Origin of the sequence: Paenibacillus sp. MMS18-CY102 (assembly GCF_009789195.1) — a bacterium.
In the GTDB taxonomy this organism is placed as follows: domain Bacteria; phylum Bacillota; class Bacilli; order Paenibacillales; family Paenibacillaceae; genus Paenibacillus_T.
Map to the genome: position 1 here is coordinate 80,148 of NZ_WSTC01000018.1, position 17,269 is coordinate 97,416.

18 protein-coding genes are annotated in these 17,269 nt (G+C 54.1%); 15 read left to right on the forward strand and 3 right to left on the reverse strand.

Features of this window, described 5'->3' with window-relative positions; all coding sequences use genetic code 11:
* Positions 1-34: 34 nt before the first annotated feature.
* On the forward strand, positions 35-202 hold the full coding sequence (locus tag GON22_RS15115) for a hypothetical protein (RefSeq protein ID WP_160396930.1): 168 nt from the start codon (positions 35-37) through the stop codon (positions 200-202).
* Positions 203-433: 231 nt separating this feature from the next.
* Here GON22_RS15115 and GON22_RS15120 read toward each other — a convergent pair whose 3' ends face one another.
* Positions 434-1,657, reverse strand: a complete 1,224-nt coding sequence (locus GON22_RS15120; RefSeq protein ID WP_160396931.1) for an MFS transporter — start codon at positions 1,655-1,657, stop codon at positions 434-436.
* Between the two features lie 144 nt (positions 1,658-1,801).
* Here GON22_RS15120 and GON22_RS15125 point away from each other — a divergent pair, with 144 nt between their 5' ends.
* From GON22_RS15125 to GON22_RS15155, 7 genes are all read left to right on the forward strand, one after another.
* On the forward strand, positions 1,802-2,605 hold the full coding sequence (locus GON22_RS15125) for an AraC family transcriptional regulator (protein WP_160396932.1): 804 nt from the start codon (positions 1,802-1,804) through the stop codon (positions 2,603-2,605).
* A gap of 32 nt (positions 2,606-2,637) precedes the next feature.
* Positions 2,638-3,960: a PD40 domain-containing protein gene (locus tag GON22_RS15130; protein ID WP_160396933.1), complete on the forward strand. Its 1,323-nt coding sequence runs from the start codon at positions 2,638-2,640 to the stop codon at positions 3,958-3,960.
* Between the two features lie 148 nt (positions 3,961-4,108).
* Positions 4,109-4,567, forward strand: coding sequence for an RrF2 family transcriptional regulator (locus tag GON22_RS15135; RefSeq protein WP_160396934.1), 459 nt, complete (start codon positions 4,109-4,111; stop codon positions 4,565-4,567).
* Between the two features lie 118 nt (positions 4,568-4,685).
* Positions 4,686-5,036, forward strand: coding sequence for a DoxX family protein (locus GON22_RS15140; RefSeq protein ID WP_160396935.1), 351 nt, complete (start codon positions 4,686-4,688; stop codon positions 5,034-5,036).
* Positions 5,037-5,078: 42 nt separating this feature from the next.
* Entirely contained in the window at positions 5,079-5,822 is a 744-nt protein-coding gene (locus GON22_RS15145) for a DsbA family oxidoreductase (protein WP_160396936.1), read from the forward strand.
* Between the two features lie 166 nt (positions 5,823-5,988).
* Entirely contained in the window at positions 5,989-6,276 is a 288-nt protein-coding gene (locus GON22_RS15150) for an alpha/beta-type small acid-soluble spore protein (protein WP_160396937.1), read from the forward strand.
* Between the two features lie 290 nt (positions 6,277-6,566).
* Entirely contained in the window at positions 6,567-6,806 is a 240-nt protein-coding gene (locus GON22_RS15155) for a hypothetical protein (RefSeq protein ID WP_160396938.1), read from the forward strand.
* 111 nt (positions 6,807-6,917) lie between these two features.
* On the opposite strand, the gene GON22_RS15160 is transcribed toward GON22_RS15155, so the two are convergent.
* Positions 6,918-7,943: an ABC transporter substrate-binding protein gene (locus tag GON22_RS15160; protein WP_160396939.1), complete on the reverse strand. Its 1,026-nt coding sequence runs from the start codon at positions 7,941-7,943 to the stop codon at positions 6,918-6,920.
* 151 nt (positions 7,944-8,094) lie between these two features.
* Positions 8,095-9,054, reverse strand: a complete 960-nt coding sequence (locus tag GON22_RS15165) for a metallophosphoesterase family protein (RefSeq protein WP_160396940.1) — start codon at positions 9,052-9,054, stop codon at positions 8,095-8,097.
* 232 nt (positions 9,055-9,286) lie between these two features.
* Between GON22_RS15165 and GON22_RS15170 the strand changes: the two genes are divergently transcribed.
* The 7 genes from GON22_RS15170 (at position 9,287) to GON22_RS15200 (ending at position 17,163) form a co-directional block, all read left to right on the forward strand.
* Positions 9,287-10,489 (forward strand): serine hydrolase domain-containing protein, encoded by a 1,203-nt coding sequence (locus tag GON22_RS15170; protein ID WP_160396941.1) that lies wholly within the window; start codon positions 9,287-9,289, stop codon positions 10,487-10,489.
* Positions 10,490-10,581: 92 nt separating this feature from the next.
* Complete coding sequence (locus GON22_RS15175; RefSeq protein ID WP_160396970.1) at positions 10,582-11,367, forward strand: YheC/YheD family protein; 786 nt, start codon at positions 10,582-10,584, stop codon at positions 11,365-11,367.
* A gap of 237 nt (positions 11,368-11,604) precedes the next feature.
* Complete coding sequence (locus GON22_RS15180; RefSeq protein WP_160396942.1) at positions 11,605-12,876, forward strand: hypothetical protein; 1,272 nt, start codon at positions 11,605-11,607, stop codon at positions 12,874-12,876.
* 113 nt (positions 12,877-12,989) lie between these two features.
* A complete protein-coding gene (locus GON22_RS15185; RefSeq protein ID WP_160396943.1) occupies positions 12,990-13,640 on the forward strand; it encodes a TVP38/TMEM64 family protein in 651 nt (216 codons plus the stop codon).
* Positions 13,641-13,718: 78 nt separating this feature from the next.
* Complete coding sequence (locus tag GON22_RS15190; RefSeq protein WP_160396944.1) at positions 13,719-14,492, forward strand: threonine/serine exporter family protein; 774 nt, start codon at positions 13,719-13,721, stop codon at positions 14,490-14,492.
* Between the two features lie 36 nt (positions 14,493-14,528).
* Positions 14,529-15,032: a threonine/serine exporter family protein gene (locus GON22_RS15195; RefSeq protein WP_442954379.1), complete on the forward strand. Its 504-nt coding sequence runs from the start codon at positions 14,529-14,531 to the stop codon at positions 15,030-15,032.
* Between the two features lie 385 nt (positions 15,033-15,417).
* Positions 15,418-17,163 carry an ABC transporter ATP-binding protein gene (locus GON22_RS15200; RefSeq protein ID WP_160396972.1) on the forward strand — a complete coding sequence of 582 codons (1,746 nt, stop codon included), beginning with the start codon at positions 15,418-15,420 and terminating at the stop codon, positions 17,161-17,163.
* The last annotated feature ends 106 nt before the right edge of the window (positions 17,164-17,269 follow it).

Consider the following 17,269-nt stretch of genomic DNA (forward strand, 5'->3'; position numbering starts at 1 on the left):
TGCGCTCCGGCGGACAGCCGGGATCCGAGCAGTTATGCTGCAAACAGTAGCAATCCAAGCCATTATGCTGCGAACGTTCGCGGTTCAAGTAACGGCACTTAAGCCGCTCCCATTGCAGTTCATACAATGGGAGCGGCTTAAGTGCCGGAAATGGGCGCTGTCATTGTATTTTGTACAATGCGTAAGGAAAGTTACTGGTTAAAAAGGTGGGAAATGCACGGTTAGGGCATTTTGCCATTGCACGAATTACAACAATAGCGAGTTATACGGAAGTGTGGGCGCTGTCTCATTGTATAAACTGCAATGACGAGGGCGTAGATGTTCACGGTAATGTGTGATTGGCCGCCAACGCACTCGGCACATCACGTGCTTGGAGCAGCGAGGTGTGCCGGTGTGTGAATCGATCGACGAAGCGGCTTTAGCCCATCACAGCCTACTTCTTCCCGCCACTCATAATGACGGAATCCTTCGGCAGCAGCAGTGCGAATAGCCCCAGCAGTGGTAGGAACGCCGAAAGTTTGATCATGTAGTCCACGCCATGCGTGTCGATTAAGGAGCCCATGACGACGGAGCCGAGTCCGCCCAAGCCGAACGAAATGCCGAAGAATAGGCCGGCGATTGTGCCAACATGGCCCGGCAGCAGCTCTTGTGCATAGACGATGATGACAGAGAAGCCCGACATCAGAATGAGACCGATGGCCAAGCACAGCAGCACTGCACCTAGCGGGCTAGCATACGGCAGCAGCAGCGAGAATGGTGCAGTGCCGAGAATAGAGAACCAGATGACCTTCTGCCGGCCGATCTTGTCAGCCAGCGGACCGCCGATGAACGTGCCGGCCATGCCGGCGAACTGAAGCGCGAAGAGGCATAGCTGCGCCCGTTCGAGTGGCAGATGGTATTTGTCCATGAAATAAAAAGAATAATAACCGCTCATGCTAGAGAGATACACGAATTTGGAGAAGAGCATCAACACGAGAATGCCCAGCACGAAAGCGATAAAGCCTTTGCTGAAGCGGCTGGCTGATGCGTTTGCGACACGGGCTTTGGCACGCGTCATTTCCTTCGTTTTGGCTCGATACCACTGGCCGATCTTCGCTTGGATTACGATGCCGATAACGGCAAGCAAGGTAAACCAGAGAAAGCCGTACTGCCCAATTGGGCTAATGATATAAGCGACCATAAGTGGCGCTAGCGCCTGCCCGGTATTGCCGCCTACTTGGAAAATAGACTGTGCAAAGCCTTTGCCTTTGCCGGCAGCCATATGGGCAACGCGCGAAGATTCGGGATGCAGCACCGAGGAGCCGACGCCGATGAGCGCAGACGACAGAAGCAAGTAGGCCAGTGACGGGGATAGCGCCAGCCCAATCATGCCGAGCAGCGTAAATACCATTCCCAGCGGCAAGAGCATTGGCATTGGGCGCCGATCCGTGTAATATCCAATTAAGGGCTGGAGAATCGAGGCCGTAATGTTTAGCGTGAAGGCGATCCATCCGATTTGGGCAAAGCTTAAGTGCAGATTCTCTTGAAACATCGGGAATACAGCAGGAACGACATTCTGCATTGCATCATTGAGCAGATGTGCCGCGCTCACGCCGAATAATACGGTCATGGCTGTACGAGTGGGATTGGTGGCGGTTAACGCCGTGGCTTGTGACATAAAGCGATCATCCTTTCATGTATCAGGTGCAGCTTATCATTTGTTTTTATGCTACCTGATAAGAGGAACCGATGCCATCGCGATAATTGCGGGAATCGAGCAACAATCACGGGTACGCAGCCGTCAGAGGAGGCAAGACTATCGATGCATATGCAAATCAAGCTGCCGCAGCTGGAGCTGCACAAAATCGTCAATCAGTTCGAGAACGTGCCTCATGCGCATGAATCGGACTATCAGCTGACGATAACGACGCATGGGACATGCCATTTTACGCATGAAAATAAGCAAATGGCGTTATCGGCCGGCGAGGGATTGCTGCTGCATCCCCGGGACCGGCACAACTTTCATATGAACGACCAGGCCGGCGTTATTATCGTTGTCGTGAAGGATGAGCGCCTGAAGCCATTGATGGATATTAGGCGCGACGAGCAGGCGATTCATCATCATTTTGCGCCGGCGGTTATTACACGTTGTTTTCGCCAGTGGACCTCGACGATGTTTGAAGCGGATGAATTGGACCAATTAGCTGCCGAAGAGACGGAGTTTCGGGTATTGGGCGACCTTCAAGGGCTGTTAGCGGATAATAAATCGCTGGAGGTTATGAGGCAGCATTCCCATTCGTGGGGCGCTGTTGATCCTCATATCGCCCGGGTGCTGGAATATGTTCATTCGCATTATACCGATCAGTTGGACATCGACTCGATGGCTGCTATTGCACTGCAAAGCCGGTTTCATTTTATCCGCTCATTCAAAAATGCAACGGGGTTCACGCCTTATCAGTACGTGCTTTATTTGCGTATGGAGCAGGCCAAGCAATTGCTAGCCAAAACCGCATATACCGTGACGGAAATAAGTTTTAGGCTGGGGTTTTCGAGCGCTAGCCAGTTCTATCGGGCATTCGAAAAATCAGTCGGCACGACGCCGGAGCAGTTTCGGTCTGGAAGTTAACTGCAATGACAATTATGCAAGGAGGCTTTGCTATGATGCGAGTGGTGCTATACCTCGGCGTTACGTTGGTTTCGCTGGTTAGCATGTTAACGGGAACGATAGGAGCTGCGGCAGGGACCGGAAACAATAAGGCGGTGGCCGTCCAGACGGAAGGCGCTACGCTTCCGAGCATCAGATCCAAGCACACAGTGCCGAATGCGGCTTTCATTCGAGGCGGGAGCTTATGGGCGAAAATTGCAGGCAAAGAGCGGCAGCTCGTGCCCGGAGGGACGGGAGCAGCAGCGGTTCGTTATCCGCGGTGGTCCCCTGATGGGCAATGGATCGCGTATACGAGGGGCGAGATGGGCAGCCAACAGCTGCGGTTGATCGAGATCAGCAAGGGAGCGGAGCATCAAGTCGTCAAGCCGGTTGATCGATTCGCTTGGTCGCCGGACAAGAACAGGCTTGCTTATTTGCAAAATGGCGTTTTGTTCGTGGTGGATGCTAAATCCCCTTCCAAGCCTACACAGATTGCCCGGGAAATGAGCAACTTCGCTTGGTTGCCGGACGGAAGCGGGATGCTTGCGTCTACGCAAGCTAAGATATTGGATGGGCAAAGCAACTGGACGCAAGTGCGCCTGCTTCGTATTCCGATATCAGCTACGGGCTCGGTTGGACCGGCTACAATATTGTACACGCTGCCGCAACAGTCGGATGATTTCTTCGCTGTAGGAACAAGCACGTTCAAGTGGTCGGCTAACGGCAAATGGTTCGCTTTCTTAGCGACGCCAACAGCCTCGTTGTCGGCAGATGGCAATACTTTATGTCTCTTGTCTGCTGATGGCAAAGTGTTCCGCAAGGTGGACGAAATGGTCAACCACGAGCAATGGATTCAGTGGTCGCCTATTGGCGAATCCTTGGCTTACATTGGAGGCGTTGGGCGAGAGGCAACATCCAACAAGCAGCTGAAGGTGCTTAAGGCCCCAACTTCACAGCCTGCCGCCTATACGCCGCAAGGGAAAGTGGCAGGCGATTTCTCATGGAATGGCGGCCAGTCCATCATCGTTTCGCAGACGGTGGAGAGCCCATTCAGCAATGATCCAGCAAAACGCATGCGCCCTTCCTTAGTAGCTGTTGATGTCGCAAGCGGCAAGCAGCGCCCTCTTACCGCCGGGGCAGCAGCAGTTGGCGAGTATGATCCGATTGTATTGCCAGGACAGCAGCTATCGTGGGTGCGATACGACGGGCTCAAAGCGAATGTTTGGGTTGCAGGCAAGGCTGGAAAACCAGGAGCAGTATGGATCAGCGGCATTGATCCCGGCGATAATTATTATGAGCAGTGGGGCTGGGACGCCGTGCTGGATTACGCGGGATGAAGGTTTCTCCATTTAGTGGACGTGGGGCATAGATTGGAGAGCGAGTCGCAGTGAGCTAGCCTTCGTCCTATCATTAGCGATATAATAGTGGCAAAAGGGGCGTCTCCGGAGCGGGCGCCCTATTACTTTCGAGAAGGAGTGGGGATGGATGAGTACAACGAATCGCAGCATACCAGGGCCTCCTCGTTTTGGCATAGCCGTGCATGCGTTAGTATGGCTGTCACAGAGCGGATGCGTCGTGTCGAGCGCTATGATGGCAGGCCAAGTGAACTCGCACGCGACTTTCCTGCGGCGCATTATGGTCCATCTCGTGCAAGCGGGCATGGTGGAGGCGAAGGAAGGGCGCGATGGCGGCTACTTGCTGCGCAAATCACCTGCTGACATTACGCTGGCAGACGTATATCTGGCCGTAAAATCGGAATGCGGTGCGGAGCAAGGGGCTATTCCGGATGGCGAAGAAGGCGGATGCGGAGCAGCTGGCCAGCAGCTAGACAGCGTGCTGGAGTCCATTATGGGACAAGCGGAGCAGCATACGATTGAATACTTGCGCCAATTTACGGTGGACGATGTGATGCGGCAGGTTGATTTTACGGCTTGTAAAAAGTAAGCGGCTGAATTATAATGTGCTTGTAATCGTTGCAGTCACTATTGGCTGCTTTTATTTTGTGGTTTACTGTGCTTGATTTCAGCTCAGTATGTACGAACACGTGAGGGGGCAAATGATTGTGAACGTCGTATCGATTATAATTTCAGCTTTGCTCGGATTGATGTTTTTGATGGCAGGCATAATGAAGATGTCCGGCGTTAAAATGCATGTGGAGAATTTTCGCAAGCTGGGGCTGCCACAGTGGTTCCGTGTGTTTACGGGATTTTACCAGGTCGTATCGGCAGTGGTTATTATCGTGGGCATCTGGGCGGACGGCAACGGTTGGTCCCTATGGGGCGGCTTGCTGCTGGCATTGACGATGCTTGTAGCAGCATTGGTCCATGTTCGTGCGAAGGATTCGGCCAAAGAAACGATGCCAGCGGTTGTACTTTTCATTCTGGCGGCCATCGTTTTGTTAATTAATTTGTAAGCAACCTAATAAGGACAGCAAGAGAGAGGAGTAAAGGTACTTATGCAAATTGAAGTATGGTCTGATTTTGCTTGCCCATTCTGTTATATTGGGAAACGCCGGTTGGAGGCGGGGCTGGAGCGGTTCGCGCATAAGCAGCATATTGATGTCGTCTATCGAAGCTTCGAGCTTGCGCCGGACGCTGACGTTCATATTCCACATGATGTGCATGACATGCTGGCATCGAAGTACGGCATGACGCGTGAGAAGGCGATTGAAATGAATGCGAATCTCAGCGAGCAAGCCGCACAGGTTGGCCTCGATTTCCGGTTTGACACGCTGGTGCTAACGAACACATTCGATGCGCATCGGCTATCGCATTTTGGCGCCCATTACGGCAAACGTTCGGAAGTGACGGAGCTGTTGCTCCGCGCGTACTTTAGCGATTCCAAACATCTGGGCGACCATGCGACGTTGGTCGATATCGCCGAAGAAGCAGGGCTCGATCGCGAAGAAGCGGCGGAAGCGCTGAAATCGGGACGATTCGCAGATGCGGTTCGAGCGGAAGAGCAGGAAGCGAATGAGTTGGGCGTACGCGGCGTGCCGTTCTACGTCATCAATCGCAAGTATGCTGTGTCGGGCGCACAGCCGCCAGAGGTATTCCTGCAGGTGTTGGAGCAAGCGTGGGAGGATGCGAATCCGATTCAGCTCGTGAATACAGGCAGCGCACCTGCCGGCGTATGCACGGATGATGGCTGCGCCATCGATGGAGTTGGGGATGGCGATGGGGAGAAGCCTCGCGGCTAATCGGCAGCAGCAAATTTAGAATAGAGCATAGAAGATGGCTGTCCCATAGGGTCCCATAGGGTCCCATAGGGTGGTCTTCTGCTTTTGCCTCGATATGGCGCACATAAAACAGCTTCGCTTGGAGATGGTAGCAATAGCAGGCATCTTATAGCGGGGAGGTGAGGGAATGAGCCGAAGAAACCGCAATCGGTTACTCGTGCCAGAGGCGCGCCAGGGCATGAATGCATTTAAAAGCGAGGTCATGCGGCGCGAAGGCTATGCTGTTGATCCATCTCGGCCCGATGACGTTAAGTACGAGGTTGCACAATCGCTCGGCGTTCCGCTCTCGCATGGCGATAACGGCCAATTGACGACGGAATCTGCTGGACGTGTCGGAGGCAAGATCGGCGGCTCCATGGTCCGCGAGATGATCCGTTTGGCGCAGCAGCGGTTGGCTGAAGAGCCGGGCGAGTAGCGGGCGAGCAAATGTGCGGAATAGGGCAGAGAAATCTGCCCTATGTGTCTTAGCGTAGGCGGTTGGAGCAAATTGAGCAAGAAATAGCCCATGCCATTGCAGAACGTGCAATGACATCAGCCGTCTATCCCTCCTGCAAGTGGTCTGATTGTATCTGGTACAATGGCAGCAATGCATATCGTGCTAAAAGCGAAGTTTGGGAGCAAAGAGGCGAGTTCTCATTGTACAGACTGCAATGAAGTGCCGCTTTAAGCGACACCTGCCCTACTCCCATTGTACAAAGTGCAATCATGCAATCTTGCATGCTGCAGGCGCGGCAAGTATCGCAGGTGTTGGCGTCGCATGCTGCAGGCGTGGTGGAGTGGAGTATCGCAGGTGTCGGTGTCACATGCCACAGGGCAAGTGCCGCAGGCGCAGGCTTGCCATCGCAGGTGTCGGCACCGCTGCAAGCCGCAGCCTCGCAAGCGACAGGCTTGTTTAAGCGCCATAGGCAGCATTATGTAGTGGTGGCGTACATGCGCGCCATATAGCCACCAAGCATGGCATCCCCAAAAAGCACCCTCAGCATCAGGCCGATATAACCCATCTGGGTTAGTCGAGCCGTGATCCTAAGGGTGCTTTTGCATAACAGCTTCTCTAAATTACTTCACAAGCGCCTTGAGCGCATCGTCGATGATTTGTTGGTTAGCGATGTAGCCGCTGTACAGCCAGCTGCTCGATGGAGCAAGCTCGTAGAGGTGGCCGGCTTTAACAGCCTTCAGGTTCTTCCACGTGTTCTGGTTCAATGCGGAATCTGCAGCTGCTGTGTCGCTGTTGATCAGGAAGATATGGTCCGCGTCCAGTTCAGCCAGTTTCTCAGCCGAAATCGCATTCCAGTTTGCCTTTTGGTCAGCAGGCAGCTCTTTTACAATGTTTGGTTGTGCCATGCCCAAATCCTTGTACAATACTTCGCCGCTCGAACGCGTCTCGTCGACGATATAGAATTTGCCGCCAACCAGCCAGAGAACAGCAGCAGATTGATCACCGATCGCCGCTTTTAGCTTACCTTTGGCTTCGGTTGCTTTTGCCTCGTAATCTGCAAGTTCTTTAGCCGCTTCGTCCGATTTATTCAGCAATTCGCCGATTTTGGTGAGAGCTGCGCGCCAGTTGTTATTAACTTCTGCGCCTAGAACGTATGTTGGAGCGATTTTGCTATATTGGTCGTAAAGGCCTTTCTCAACAGCTGATTCCAGGCCGATGATAATCAGGTCCGGAGACAAGCTAATAACTTGCTCGACTGGCATATCCCAACCGAGTGTTGGAACTCCTTCGAGCCCGCTCGTTTGCAAGTAATCTTGAATGCCGTTGGAAACCGACCATTGCGCAACTGGTTTTACGCCGAGTGCGACAAGATGGTCTTCTAGGTATGAGCCGAGAACCTTTTGCGGATTCGCTGGAATCGTTACTTGGTGGCCCATTGCGTCCGTAACAACTTTTGGTTCTGCAGCTTTTGTTTCGTCTGCTTTGTTTTCATCCGTTTTTTCCGTATCTGCGCCTTGCACCGTTTCAGTTGTGCTTTTGTCGCTATCCGACGCTTTTTCCTTATCGCCGCAAGCAGCAAGGAACATCGTCAGGATGAGAATTCCCATTAATAAAATGCTAAGTTTGCCGAATTTCTTGTTAAACATGCTGTAGTAGCCCCCTGAGTATCTGTAGTTGTCGTCATGGTGTCCCATGTGAATCCGCCCGCAGGCTCGTATTTCAAGTATCATGATAATGAGAATTAATATCAATGTCAATAGAACATGTATATAACCCATATAATTCTATTTTTTAAGGCTATGGCAGCAGCCGCTTCATAATTTGAACAGATAAATCCTCAAACACGGGACGATGAACCGGCTGTGCATCGATCCGCTCCCCATTCTCCAGCCGAAGCCATGTCATGAACGGCCGATCGTCTTCATAGAGCTCAATCAGGCGCGCGCCGCGCGGCATATCTTCTTGCCCATAGCCACTGAAGCCGGTCGCACGGCCATAACAGAGCCGGATGCCATGCAGTGTCCCCCAATAATCATTGAGATGGTCATGCCCGACGAATACGCCACGAACATCGCCACGCTCTGCCATCGCTGTGAACATGCCCGAGTTCAGCCGTGGGCTGCCAACTCCCTCATAGTTAAAGCCATAGCAGGTGTGAAAATCCCATAACTGCTGAAATTCCGGCAATGGAATATGGAAAAAAGCAAGCGCAGGCAGCGGAATTCCGCCGTTGGCAGCTGCTCTCTGCTTCGACGCCTGAACATACCAGTCAATCTGTTCCCGTGAAATCCAAGCGGCAGCCCCGATTGTGGACGGCGCGTAGCTGCCGGAATCGAGCATATAGAGCACAGCGTGAGCTGTGCCATCTTTTCCGATGATAGGCAAGTCATAGTTGCCAATTCCGCATGCAGCTTGCTGCAACGGTACGGCACAGCCCGGCAATCTTTGTGCGGCTGTTGTCATTTGCTCTTTCGTAATTCCTGTCTCGGCATCATGATTGCCGAAGACGAACGCCCATGGCATATGCCGGTCTGATGCTGCAGCAACAGCGTTCATGAAAGCGGCGCGATGGTCTTGAACGTACTCGCAGTGAATCATATCGCCTGTGAATACGATGAGATCGGGCTGCTCTTCCACAATGATTTGATCCATGAGAACGCGGCTGCGGGCATCGTTAACCTCGTCATTTTGCCAATGCAAATCAGTGAATTGTACGATGCGAAATGACCCATCCGGCCGGAAGCGTAAAGGTTGCATAGCATTCTCTCCTTAAAGTCACGTTCTATAAGGTATAGCCGTGGGATGGATTTATTCGTTATTCCAATGGCACGGAGCGGAACTTTAGGTGAGGCCCTTTGTTGCGTGGCAAATGCGTTTATTGTAGAAATTTGGCTTGATTTGTTACAGCAATCATTGTTTTATATAGAAGGTTTTACCTATTTATTAAACGAATAGAATAGCATGGCTGTATAAAAAAGGGGGGTTCACCATGCGCCAAAAAGAGAAAAAGCGGCTGCATGCTGCTATGCTCGTTGCTGCATTGTCACTTGCAACTGTGTTGTCCGGCTGCACCGGCAGGGACCAAACCATAGAGAGGGAGACGGCGGAACTCGCACCGGGGCAACAAGAGGGAGCGACAGGAACGATGGCAACGGCAGCCGATGGATCGGGGCAGGCGGCTTTATTGCAAGCCCAAGATGTAGCCGACGACTTCTGGCAGCCGTCGACGCCAGCGGCGGAAGGGATGAATGAAACGCTGCTGTTGCAATTGGAAAGCGTGGTGAAAGCCGAACACCAGAGGATGTATAGCTTGCTCGTCATCCGGCATGGCCATGTTGTCGTCGAGCAGTATTACCATAATCGAAGCGCAGAAGACACGGCAGGCGTGTACTCGGTGAGCAAAAGCATCCTATCCGCGTTAACGGGCATCGCGATCCATGACGGCCTGTTCACGAATGTGTATGAGCCAGTTGCCGGCTTGCTGCCGGAGGCGGCGGGCGAAGCGTTGAAGCAGCCGCTGGCTCTTAAGCATTTGCTAACGTTGACGGGAGGCTTGGGGGCGGTTGATGCGGACTTTAGCGCTTTTTCGAGAAGCCCGAACTGGGTACAGCATGTCGTCGAGCAACCGATTACGGATAAGCCGGGCGCTGTATTTGGCTATAATACGGGACTAACACATTTGCTATCAGCAGCGATTACGAACGTTTCGGGGATGTCTACTGCTGCTTATGCTGAACAACATTTGTTGGCCCCGTTAGGGATTACGCAATACGCGTGGGACCAGGATCCTCAAGGCATTAGTGTTGGGGGGACGGGGGTGTCAATGCGTCCCCGCGACATGGCGAGGTTCGGGTACTTGTATCTCAAGCAGGGCCAGTGGCAAGGGCAGCAGCTTGTGCCGAAGGATTGGGTGGAGGAGTCGATTAAGGATCAAGTGAAGCCGGACCGGGCTGGGGGATATGGCTATTTGTTCTGGCTTGGAACGGTGAAGACGGCTGATGGCGCTAAGCACAGCAGTTTTGCTGCGGAAGGGTATGGCGACCAACTGATTCTCGTCGTTCCGGATCTCGATTTGGTTGTCGTCGTCACGTCTGATCCTGACTCGAGTGAGGAATGGAAAGCGCGTGAGCTTATCGATCGGTATATCATTCCGGCAATAGAAGTAGATACGGTGAAAGAAGCAACGCCTTAGCGCCCATGCGCCAAAACAATGTGCACCTGCTGTGCGTGAATCGCACAAGCTGCTTTTTCTAGCGATGCATAGGGTAGCTTGAGGTGAGCGATATGCATGCCAAAACGTATAAAAGCGCCGCAATCTGGGGCAAGAAACGGGTGTGCCGGTATCTCGCAAGCGATGCCGTGCTGCAGCCGCTTGTGCCCCAAACTAGGGCGCTGACGATGAACCATTTGCAAGAGATGCTAGACCAGCATGCCGTTGTATATGTGAAGCCAGACATTGGTTCGATGGGCATTGGCGTGAACAAGCTGGCGCGTTCGGATGGCGGGTATACGCTACATGCAACGCAGTGGCGCAAGCAAGTGAAGCACACGTATGCGAACCTTAAAGATTGTTATAAGGCATTGAAGCGGCGCAGCGCATCGCCGATGATTATTCAAGAAGCCGTTGCCATCGACAGCGTCGGTGAGGGCAGCCTGCCCTACGACATCCGTGCGATGGTGCAGCGCAAGCCAGGCGGGCCGTGGACGTGTACGGGCTTCATGGTCAAGGTCGGGGCGGCGGGGCGTATTGTGACCAACTATTATCAGGGCGGACAGATTTGGACCCTAAACCGATTGTGGCAAGAAAAAGGGTACGACGATGCGCGCATCGTCTCGAAAACAGAAACGCTGGCTGCTAAGGCGCTGGAAGTGGCCCAACTGCTGAGCCGCAAGAAGCAGGGCATGCGCGAGATGGGCATCGACTTCGCCTACGACCGTGAAGAGCGGCTGTGGGTGCTCGAAGTGAACTCGAACCATCCGCAGTTTCATCCGCTCAAGCGGATTGACCCGGCCGCCTATCGGCGGATGATGTCGTTCGCCAAAGCTTATGGGCGCCATGACGCCCAGTAGCGCGCTGCCCGCAGCGTGCGGCAAGATACTGCATGGCGCGGTCTGGCCTGCTCAGTGTAAGGTGTCCCAATTGCCGAATAGGTGGAGGGATGCCTTTTTGGCATGGAGAGCGAACTGGTGGAATAGGGCAGGAAAACCTGCCCTATCGATTCGCAAGCCCCTCGCCCAATTGTTCCTACGCCCGGTGCAGCTTATGCTACAATAGGGGCATATCACAGAGGAACGGATGAGAGGCTCATGGTGCCGAACAAGACAGATTACATAGCGGCGGACGGTACGGTTCGCGATGACCGAATTGCGAGGAGAGAGCTGCTGTACAGCGGGCCGAAAGGCAGCACGGTGGAGCGGCTTTATTTGATGTCTGGCGGAAGTGTGGTTTTGAAAACGACAGCTGGCATCGCGCAGGCGGCGAGGGAGGCCAAGGTGTACGGGAAGGTTGTAGCGGCACTGGCTGCTCCCTCGATTTGCCCGCAGCTTCTGGCATACGGAGAGGCAATAGCCGACGAATCGGCATCGTTACCCGACAGTAGCCCAGAATCCGGATTGGGACCCGAGGCAGCGATTGGCGCTGTGCTCGAGCTAACATCTAACGCGGCATTGCCCTGCGAAGATACACAGCGTGCTTGGCTCGTATATGAAGATGTAGGTGAGCTAGACCATAGGTTCTCGGAGGGTGCAGCGTTAGAGCTGATTGGCCATATGGCACGTTGGCATGCACTGCCGACTGGCGCAATGGCACTTGGCCCCGAGCGGGGACAAAAACCCGATTATGTGGAGATGGCGGCTGACCTGCTGACGGAGCTTGGTTGGGATTGGCGGGGTTCAGTAACGTCTGCGGATACGGGCAATGCGCACGAAGCAAGTGAAGAACCGCTCGTTTTCGGCGTAGCGGAATCACTCGTTCTGCGCGTATGCAATGCGATGAAGCAAGCGCCGCCGGTGATCGTTTACGCGCTATGCCATGGCAATTTGCACGCGGGCAATTACGGGACGGCGGATCGCCGTGGTACATGTAGCTATGGCGTGGACGTTAGCACAGCTTTGCCTGTTAATGCTGCTCCCCCCGCCGGAAGCAACGCGATTTCCCCCGTTAGCCATAACGCCAAGACGCAAGCCACCAGCGATAACGCCAGCTTAAGTGCCGCAGGAGCATCCGGCAAGCTCCGCGTGCTGGGCTGGGGGCATGTGCATCGAAACAGCCCTTATTGGGACTTGCATCATGCGATCGATATGGCGCATCCGTTGTTTCCGCGCCAAGTCGACGATGCAGCATGGGAGCGGCTGCTGACGGCATATTGGGAGCAGGCGGCAGAAGGGCTCGTGCCGAAGAAGCTGGAGGCGTTTCTGCGCGAGTACAGCCTTTTTTCAGCTGTGTTCTCGCTCTGGATGCTTCGCCTTATCGAGCAGGATCTTGCCGCCTCAGAAGGCGGGCCGTGGACGAAGGAACAACTGCTTCGCCAGCGGGAGGAGACGCGGGAAGCGTTTCGGCGCTGTGCCGGTCGAGTCTAGCTGTTATTTTACATAAACTGTTAGTCGACAGGGAAAAATAGAGCCGCTTGCAAGTCTAGGCATTCGAGCCTGGGATCGGGGGCGGTTTCTTGAGATGAAAGTAGGTTGCAGGGATGGGGATATCGGAATGGGTCCAAATGTTAACGGATGAGCATACGCTACTCGATTTGCTGGAGAAATACCGGTCGTTCGGACCGCTCCCAGGCATCGGTCTAACATTTATGAAGTCGTTCGTGCCGCCGCTCCCAACGCTTGTTATTGTGGGGGTAAACGCGGCGGTGTACGGATTATGGCTAGGTTTTCTTTATTCCTGGCTAGGGCTTGTGGCGGGTTGCCTGGTTACGTTCGCGATCGCGCGAAAAGTTGCCGGACATCCGTTTCTGGAACGGTACGCACAGCGGAAGAAGGTGCAAAAAGGGCTCCAGTGGGTGCGGCGCAACGCATTTAGCTACGTGTTTGTGTTAAGCATTTTTCCCGTCGGGCCATTCGTCGTCGTCAATATCGCAGCGGCAATTGCGCGAATGCGGTTTCGCTCGTTCTTGCTCGCTGTTGGCACGGGCAAAGCTGTGATGGTGTTCGCGGTGTCGCTAGTCGGCCACGATGTAGGCAGGTACTACCGCAACCCGGCGCTGCTGTTATATGTGGTGCTGCTGGTGGTGCTGTCACTCGTCGTTATGAAGCGAATAGAATCCCGGTATTTGCGCAGTGAGGCGGCACGCAATAGCGCTGGAAGCGACGCAATAACCGATGTAAAAGCGAAGTGAACACATAAAGATACAATCGCATGAAGATATAAACAGACAGCCGCGAACAAGCGTACAAAAGGGCAAGGAGGCATGGGGATGGAGCAGCCGGAACTTAAAGAGCAGCAGCATGCGCTAGACCGAATCACGGAAACCTGCCTGTTGGCAGGCAAAATCATGATGCAAAACGGCGGCGAAACGTATCGCGTGGAGGACACCATGATGCGCATTGCTGCTGCCTTTGGCAAGCCGGACTCCCACAGCTTCGTCACGCCTACCGGCATCTTGTTCGCGATTGATGGCGCTGCGCCGGTGACGCGGCTTATTCGCATTTCGGAACGGTCGACGGACCTGCATAAGGTAACGCTCGTCAACGATATTTCCCGCCAGATTGGCAGAGGGGAGCTGTCCCCGAACGAGGCCTGCCAGCTTTTGCGCAAGGTCGAGGCGGAGCAGCCGGAATATCGTTCGTGGCTGCAAATCGCGGCTGCGGCGCTCGCGAGCGGCTGTTTCCTGCTGATGTTTCAAGGGACGCTCGCGGACTTCTTGCCAGCGCTCGTGGCAGGCGGCTGCGGGTTTGCAGCGATGCTGTTGTTTCACCGCGTCGTGCCGGTCAAGCTATTCGCGGAGTTTCTAGCTTCTGTAGTCGTCGGCACATTATCGTACCTGTTCGTCCAGACGGGGCTGGGGCAGGAGCTGGACCGCATTATTATCGGTTCCGTGATGCCGCTTGTTCCTGGCTTGCTTCTGACCAATGCCGTTCGCGATTTGATTGCGGGGCATCTCGTGTCCGGTTTGTCGAAAGGGGCCGAAGCGTTTCTGACAGCGTTCGCTATCGGTACGGGCATCGCGTTCGTCCTGTCGGTATATTAATTGGTTTGAACAACGATGCAAGGGAGGCGCGGGACAATGGCAATGGCGATGGCATATATGTTACAAGCAGGCTGGGAGTGGACCAAAATGCTGCCGCTTGCTGGACAAGCTGCGGCTAGCTTCGTGGCTTCGGCAGCGTTCGGGATCCTGTTCCACGTTCCGCGCAGGACGCTAGGGCAATGCGGGCTTGCCGGCATGGTCGGTTGGATCATTTACGTCCTGCTTGATGCCCAGATTGACGCCGTCCCGGCGACGCTCGCCGCATCGCTCGCTGTTACAGTCATCGCCCAGCTGATGGCCCGGCTTTATAGAACGCCTGTTATCGTGTACAGCGTAGCAGGCATTATCCCGCTCGTGCCCGGCGGAGTCGCGTATGACGCGATGCGAAGCGTCGTTGAAAACCGTTATGATGATTCGCTCCCGCTAGCGGCCAAAGCGTTCATGCTGTCTGGAGCAATCGCGATCGGGCTCGTGCTGTCGGAAGTTGTCAATCCGGTGCTTACCCGATTGTTGAGCGGAAGTAAACGCTCCCAAGGTTAGACGGGGGTTTCACGAATAGGCCGGCGCGCATATCAAAAAAGTCCATTGACACCAATTATTAACGATGGTAAAGTTGCAAATAGCTTTAAATTACCGAAAGGAGGATTACGACATGATTAATTTTATTCATCTCTCTAACGCTGGAATGAACAATGGTCAATCGAAACGTAATCCATCCGCACGGGGCTAAGCTTAGACACTCGCACTTACCGTGGCGCATGATTACGTATCGTAATTATGCGCCTTTTTTGCACCGCTGGCTACGAACTGGTGTTCGTTGATGGCGGAGAGAAGGCGTATCGCACAATGGGGCGATGCGCCTTTCGTGTTTATGTTGGCGCTAGCGGATGGGATTGGACGGCAAGGAAAGGATGGGTTTGTCCCTATGTTAAACGTATTGCGAAAGCTAGGTTGGTTTTTCCGGGAACACCGGAAACGCTACGCGGTAGCTATTATTTTATTAACAATTGTTGGCTTCTTGGAGGTCATCCCGCCGAAGCTGCTCGGTTATGCCATTGATGGCATCCAGCAGGGCCGTCTCAGTGATGGCTCGTTTTATGCGGTCATTGGCGCTTGGATTGGCTTGACCGTCATTTGTTACTTTATGACGTATGTGTGGATGTATCAGCTGTTCGGAGGCGCGATATTGCTGGAGCGCCTGCTTCGTACGCGCCTGATGAAGCAATTTTTGCGCATGACTCCGACCTTCTATGAGCGCAACCGAACGGGGGACCTGATGGCTCGCGCGACCAACGACCTGGGTGCGATCTCGACAACAGCGGGGTTCGGCATTTTGACGCTTGTCGACTCCACCTTGTTCATGGTCACGATTCTGTTCATGATGGTCGTGCTCATCAGCTGGAAGCTAACGCTGGCTGCGCTATTGCCGCTGCCGCTGTTGGCATTGGCTTTGAAGTATTTTGGCAGCCGTATCCATGACCGGTTTATGAAAGCGCAGAATGCGTTCGGCGAGCTAAACGACCAAGTGCTGGAATCGGTTGCTGGCGTTCGTGTAGTCCGTGCTTATGTGCAAGAAGAGGCTGATCGCAGCCGATTCCAGGCGAAGACGGAGGAAGTGCTCGCGCGGAACATTGAGGTGTCGCGAGTCGACGCGCTGTTCGAGCCGACGAATAAGATTCTAATTGGGCTTAGTTACTTGATCGGCTTATGTTACGGGGGTTATCTCGTCTTCCACAGCCAAATTACACTCGGCGAACTGGTTTCGTTTAACATCTTTCTCGGGATGCTGATCTGGCCGATGTTCGCCATCGGGGAGCTAATCAACGTTATGCAGCGGGGCAATGCGTCCCTCGACCGCGTAACGGAAACGCTCGCATATGCCCCGGACGTGGCGGACAGCGAGCAGCCGAAGCAGGTCGCAGCACCGGATTCGATTACGTTTGATAACGTGACGTTCCGCTATCCATCCTCGGCGGTGGATAACCTCGAACAGGTGTCATTCCACCTTAATCAGGGACAGACGCTCGGGGTTGTCGGGCGGACTGGCAGCGGCAAGACAACGTTGCTGCGCCAGTTATTAAGGGAATACCCGCTGGGTACGGGCACGATTGCCGTCTCGGACACATCGCTGGAGCATATTGCCGTTGACCAAATGTTAGGCTGGGTCGGCTACGTGCCGCAGCAGCCGATTTTGTTCTCCCGTACAATTCGCGAGAATATCTTATTCGGGAAAGCAGAGGCGGAGGAAGCGGATTTGCAGCGTGCGTTGGAGCGGGCTTCATTCGCCAAGGATATTTTGTTCCTGCCCGAAGGGCTGGAAACGATGGTTGGCGAGAAAGGCGTTGCGCTGTCCGGCGGACAGAAGCAGCGGGTCAGCATTGCGAGGGCGCTTATCGCCAATCCAGAAATTCTTATGCTCGACGATGCGTTGTCTGCCGTCGATGCACGTACGGAAGCCGAAATTATCGAGGGCATTCGAACGGAACGAGCTGGCAAAACGACACTCATTACGACGCATCGCCTGTCGGCTGTACAGCATGCGGATTGGATTCTTGTGCTGGATGGCGGGCGCGTAACCGAAGAAGGCACGCATGAGCAGTTGCTGGAGCTAGGCGGCTGGTACAAGGAGCAGTTTGAGCGGCAGCAGTTGGAGGCGCTTGCGGAAGCATAAGCGAAAGCGAAGCCTCGGAGGCGGAGTAACGCATTTTAGATTGAAACTGCGTTAGCTATCCGTATGATCGAAGATCAAGTCACCCGGGCAAGCCGCTGGCCGGCGG

What these genes read in the sequence shown, in the direction of transcription:
- GON22_RS15115 (WP_160396930.1), top strand. Translation starts at nt 35, where the DNA reads ATGCTGCAAACAGTAGCAATCCAAGCCATTATGCTGCGAACGTTCGCG.
- GON22_RS15120 (WP_160396931.1), bottom strand. Translation starts at nt 1,657, where the DNA reads ATGTCACAAGCCACGGCGTTAACCGCCACCAATCCCACTCGTACAGCC.
- GON22_RS15125 (WP_160396932.1), top strand. Translation starts at nt 1,802, where the DNA reads ATGCATATGCAAATCAAGCTGCCGCAGCTGGAGCTGCACAAAATCGTC.
- GON22_RS15130 (WP_160396933.1), top strand. Translation starts at nt 2,638, where the DNA reads ATGATGCGAGTGGTGCTATACCTCGGCGTTACGTTGGTTTCGCTGGTT.
- GON22_RS15135 (WP_160396934.1), top strand. Translation starts at nt 4,109, where the DNA reads ATGAGTACAACGAATCGCAGCATACCAGGGCCTCCTCGTTTTGGCATA.
- GON22_RS15145 (WP_160396936.1), top strand. Translation starts at nt 5,079, where the DNA reads ATGCAAATTGAAGTATGGTCTGATTTTGCTTGCCCATTCTGTTATATT.
- GON22_RS15150 (WP_160396937.1), top strand. Translation starts at nt 5,989, where the DNA reads ATGAGCCGAAGAAACCGCAATCGGTTACTCGTGCCAGAGGCGCGCCAG.
- GON22_RS15155 (WP_160396938.1), top strand. Translation starts at nt 6,567, where the DNA reads ATGCAATCTTGCATGCTGCAGGCGCGGCAAGTATCGCAGGTGTTGGCG.
- GON22_RS15160 (WP_160396939.1), bottom strand. Translation starts at nt 7,943, where the DNA reads ATGTTTAACAAGAAATTCGGCAAACTTAGCATTTTATTAATGGGAATT.
- GON22_RS15165 (WP_160396940.1), bottom strand. Translation starts at nt 9,054, where the DNA reads ATGCAACCTTTACGCTTCCGGCCGGATGGGTCATTTCGCATCGTACAA.
- GON22_RS15170 (WP_160396941.1), top strand. Translation starts at nt 9,287, where the DNA reads ATGCGCCAAAAAGAGAAAAAGCGGCTGCATGCTGCTATGCTCGTTGCT.
- GON22_RS15175 (WP_160396970.1), top strand. Translation starts at nt 10,582, where the DNA reads ATGCATGCCAAAACGTATAAAAGCGCCGCAATCTGGGGCAAGAAACGG.
- GON22_RS15180 (WP_160396942.1), top strand. Translation starts at nt 11,605, where the DNA reads ATGGTGCCGAACAAGACAGATTACATAGCGGCGGACGGTACGGTTCGC.
- GON22_RS15185 (WP_160396943.1), top strand. Translation starts at nt 12,990, where the DNA reads ATGGGGATATCGGAATGGGTCCAAATGTTAACGGATGAGCATACGCTA.
- GON22_RS15190 (WP_160396944.1), top strand. Translation starts at nt 13,719, where the DNA reads ATGGAGCAGCCGGAACTTAAAGAGCAGCAGCATGCGCTAGACCGAATC.
- GON22_RS15195 (WP_442954379.1), top strand. Translation starts at nt 14,529, where the DNA reads ATGGCAATGGCGATGGCATATATGTTACAAGCAGGCTGGGAGTGGACC.
- GON22_RS15200 (WP_160396972.1), top strand. Translation starts at nt 15,418, where the DNA reads ATGTTAAACGTATTGCGAAAGCTAGGTTGGTTTTTCCGGGAACACCGG.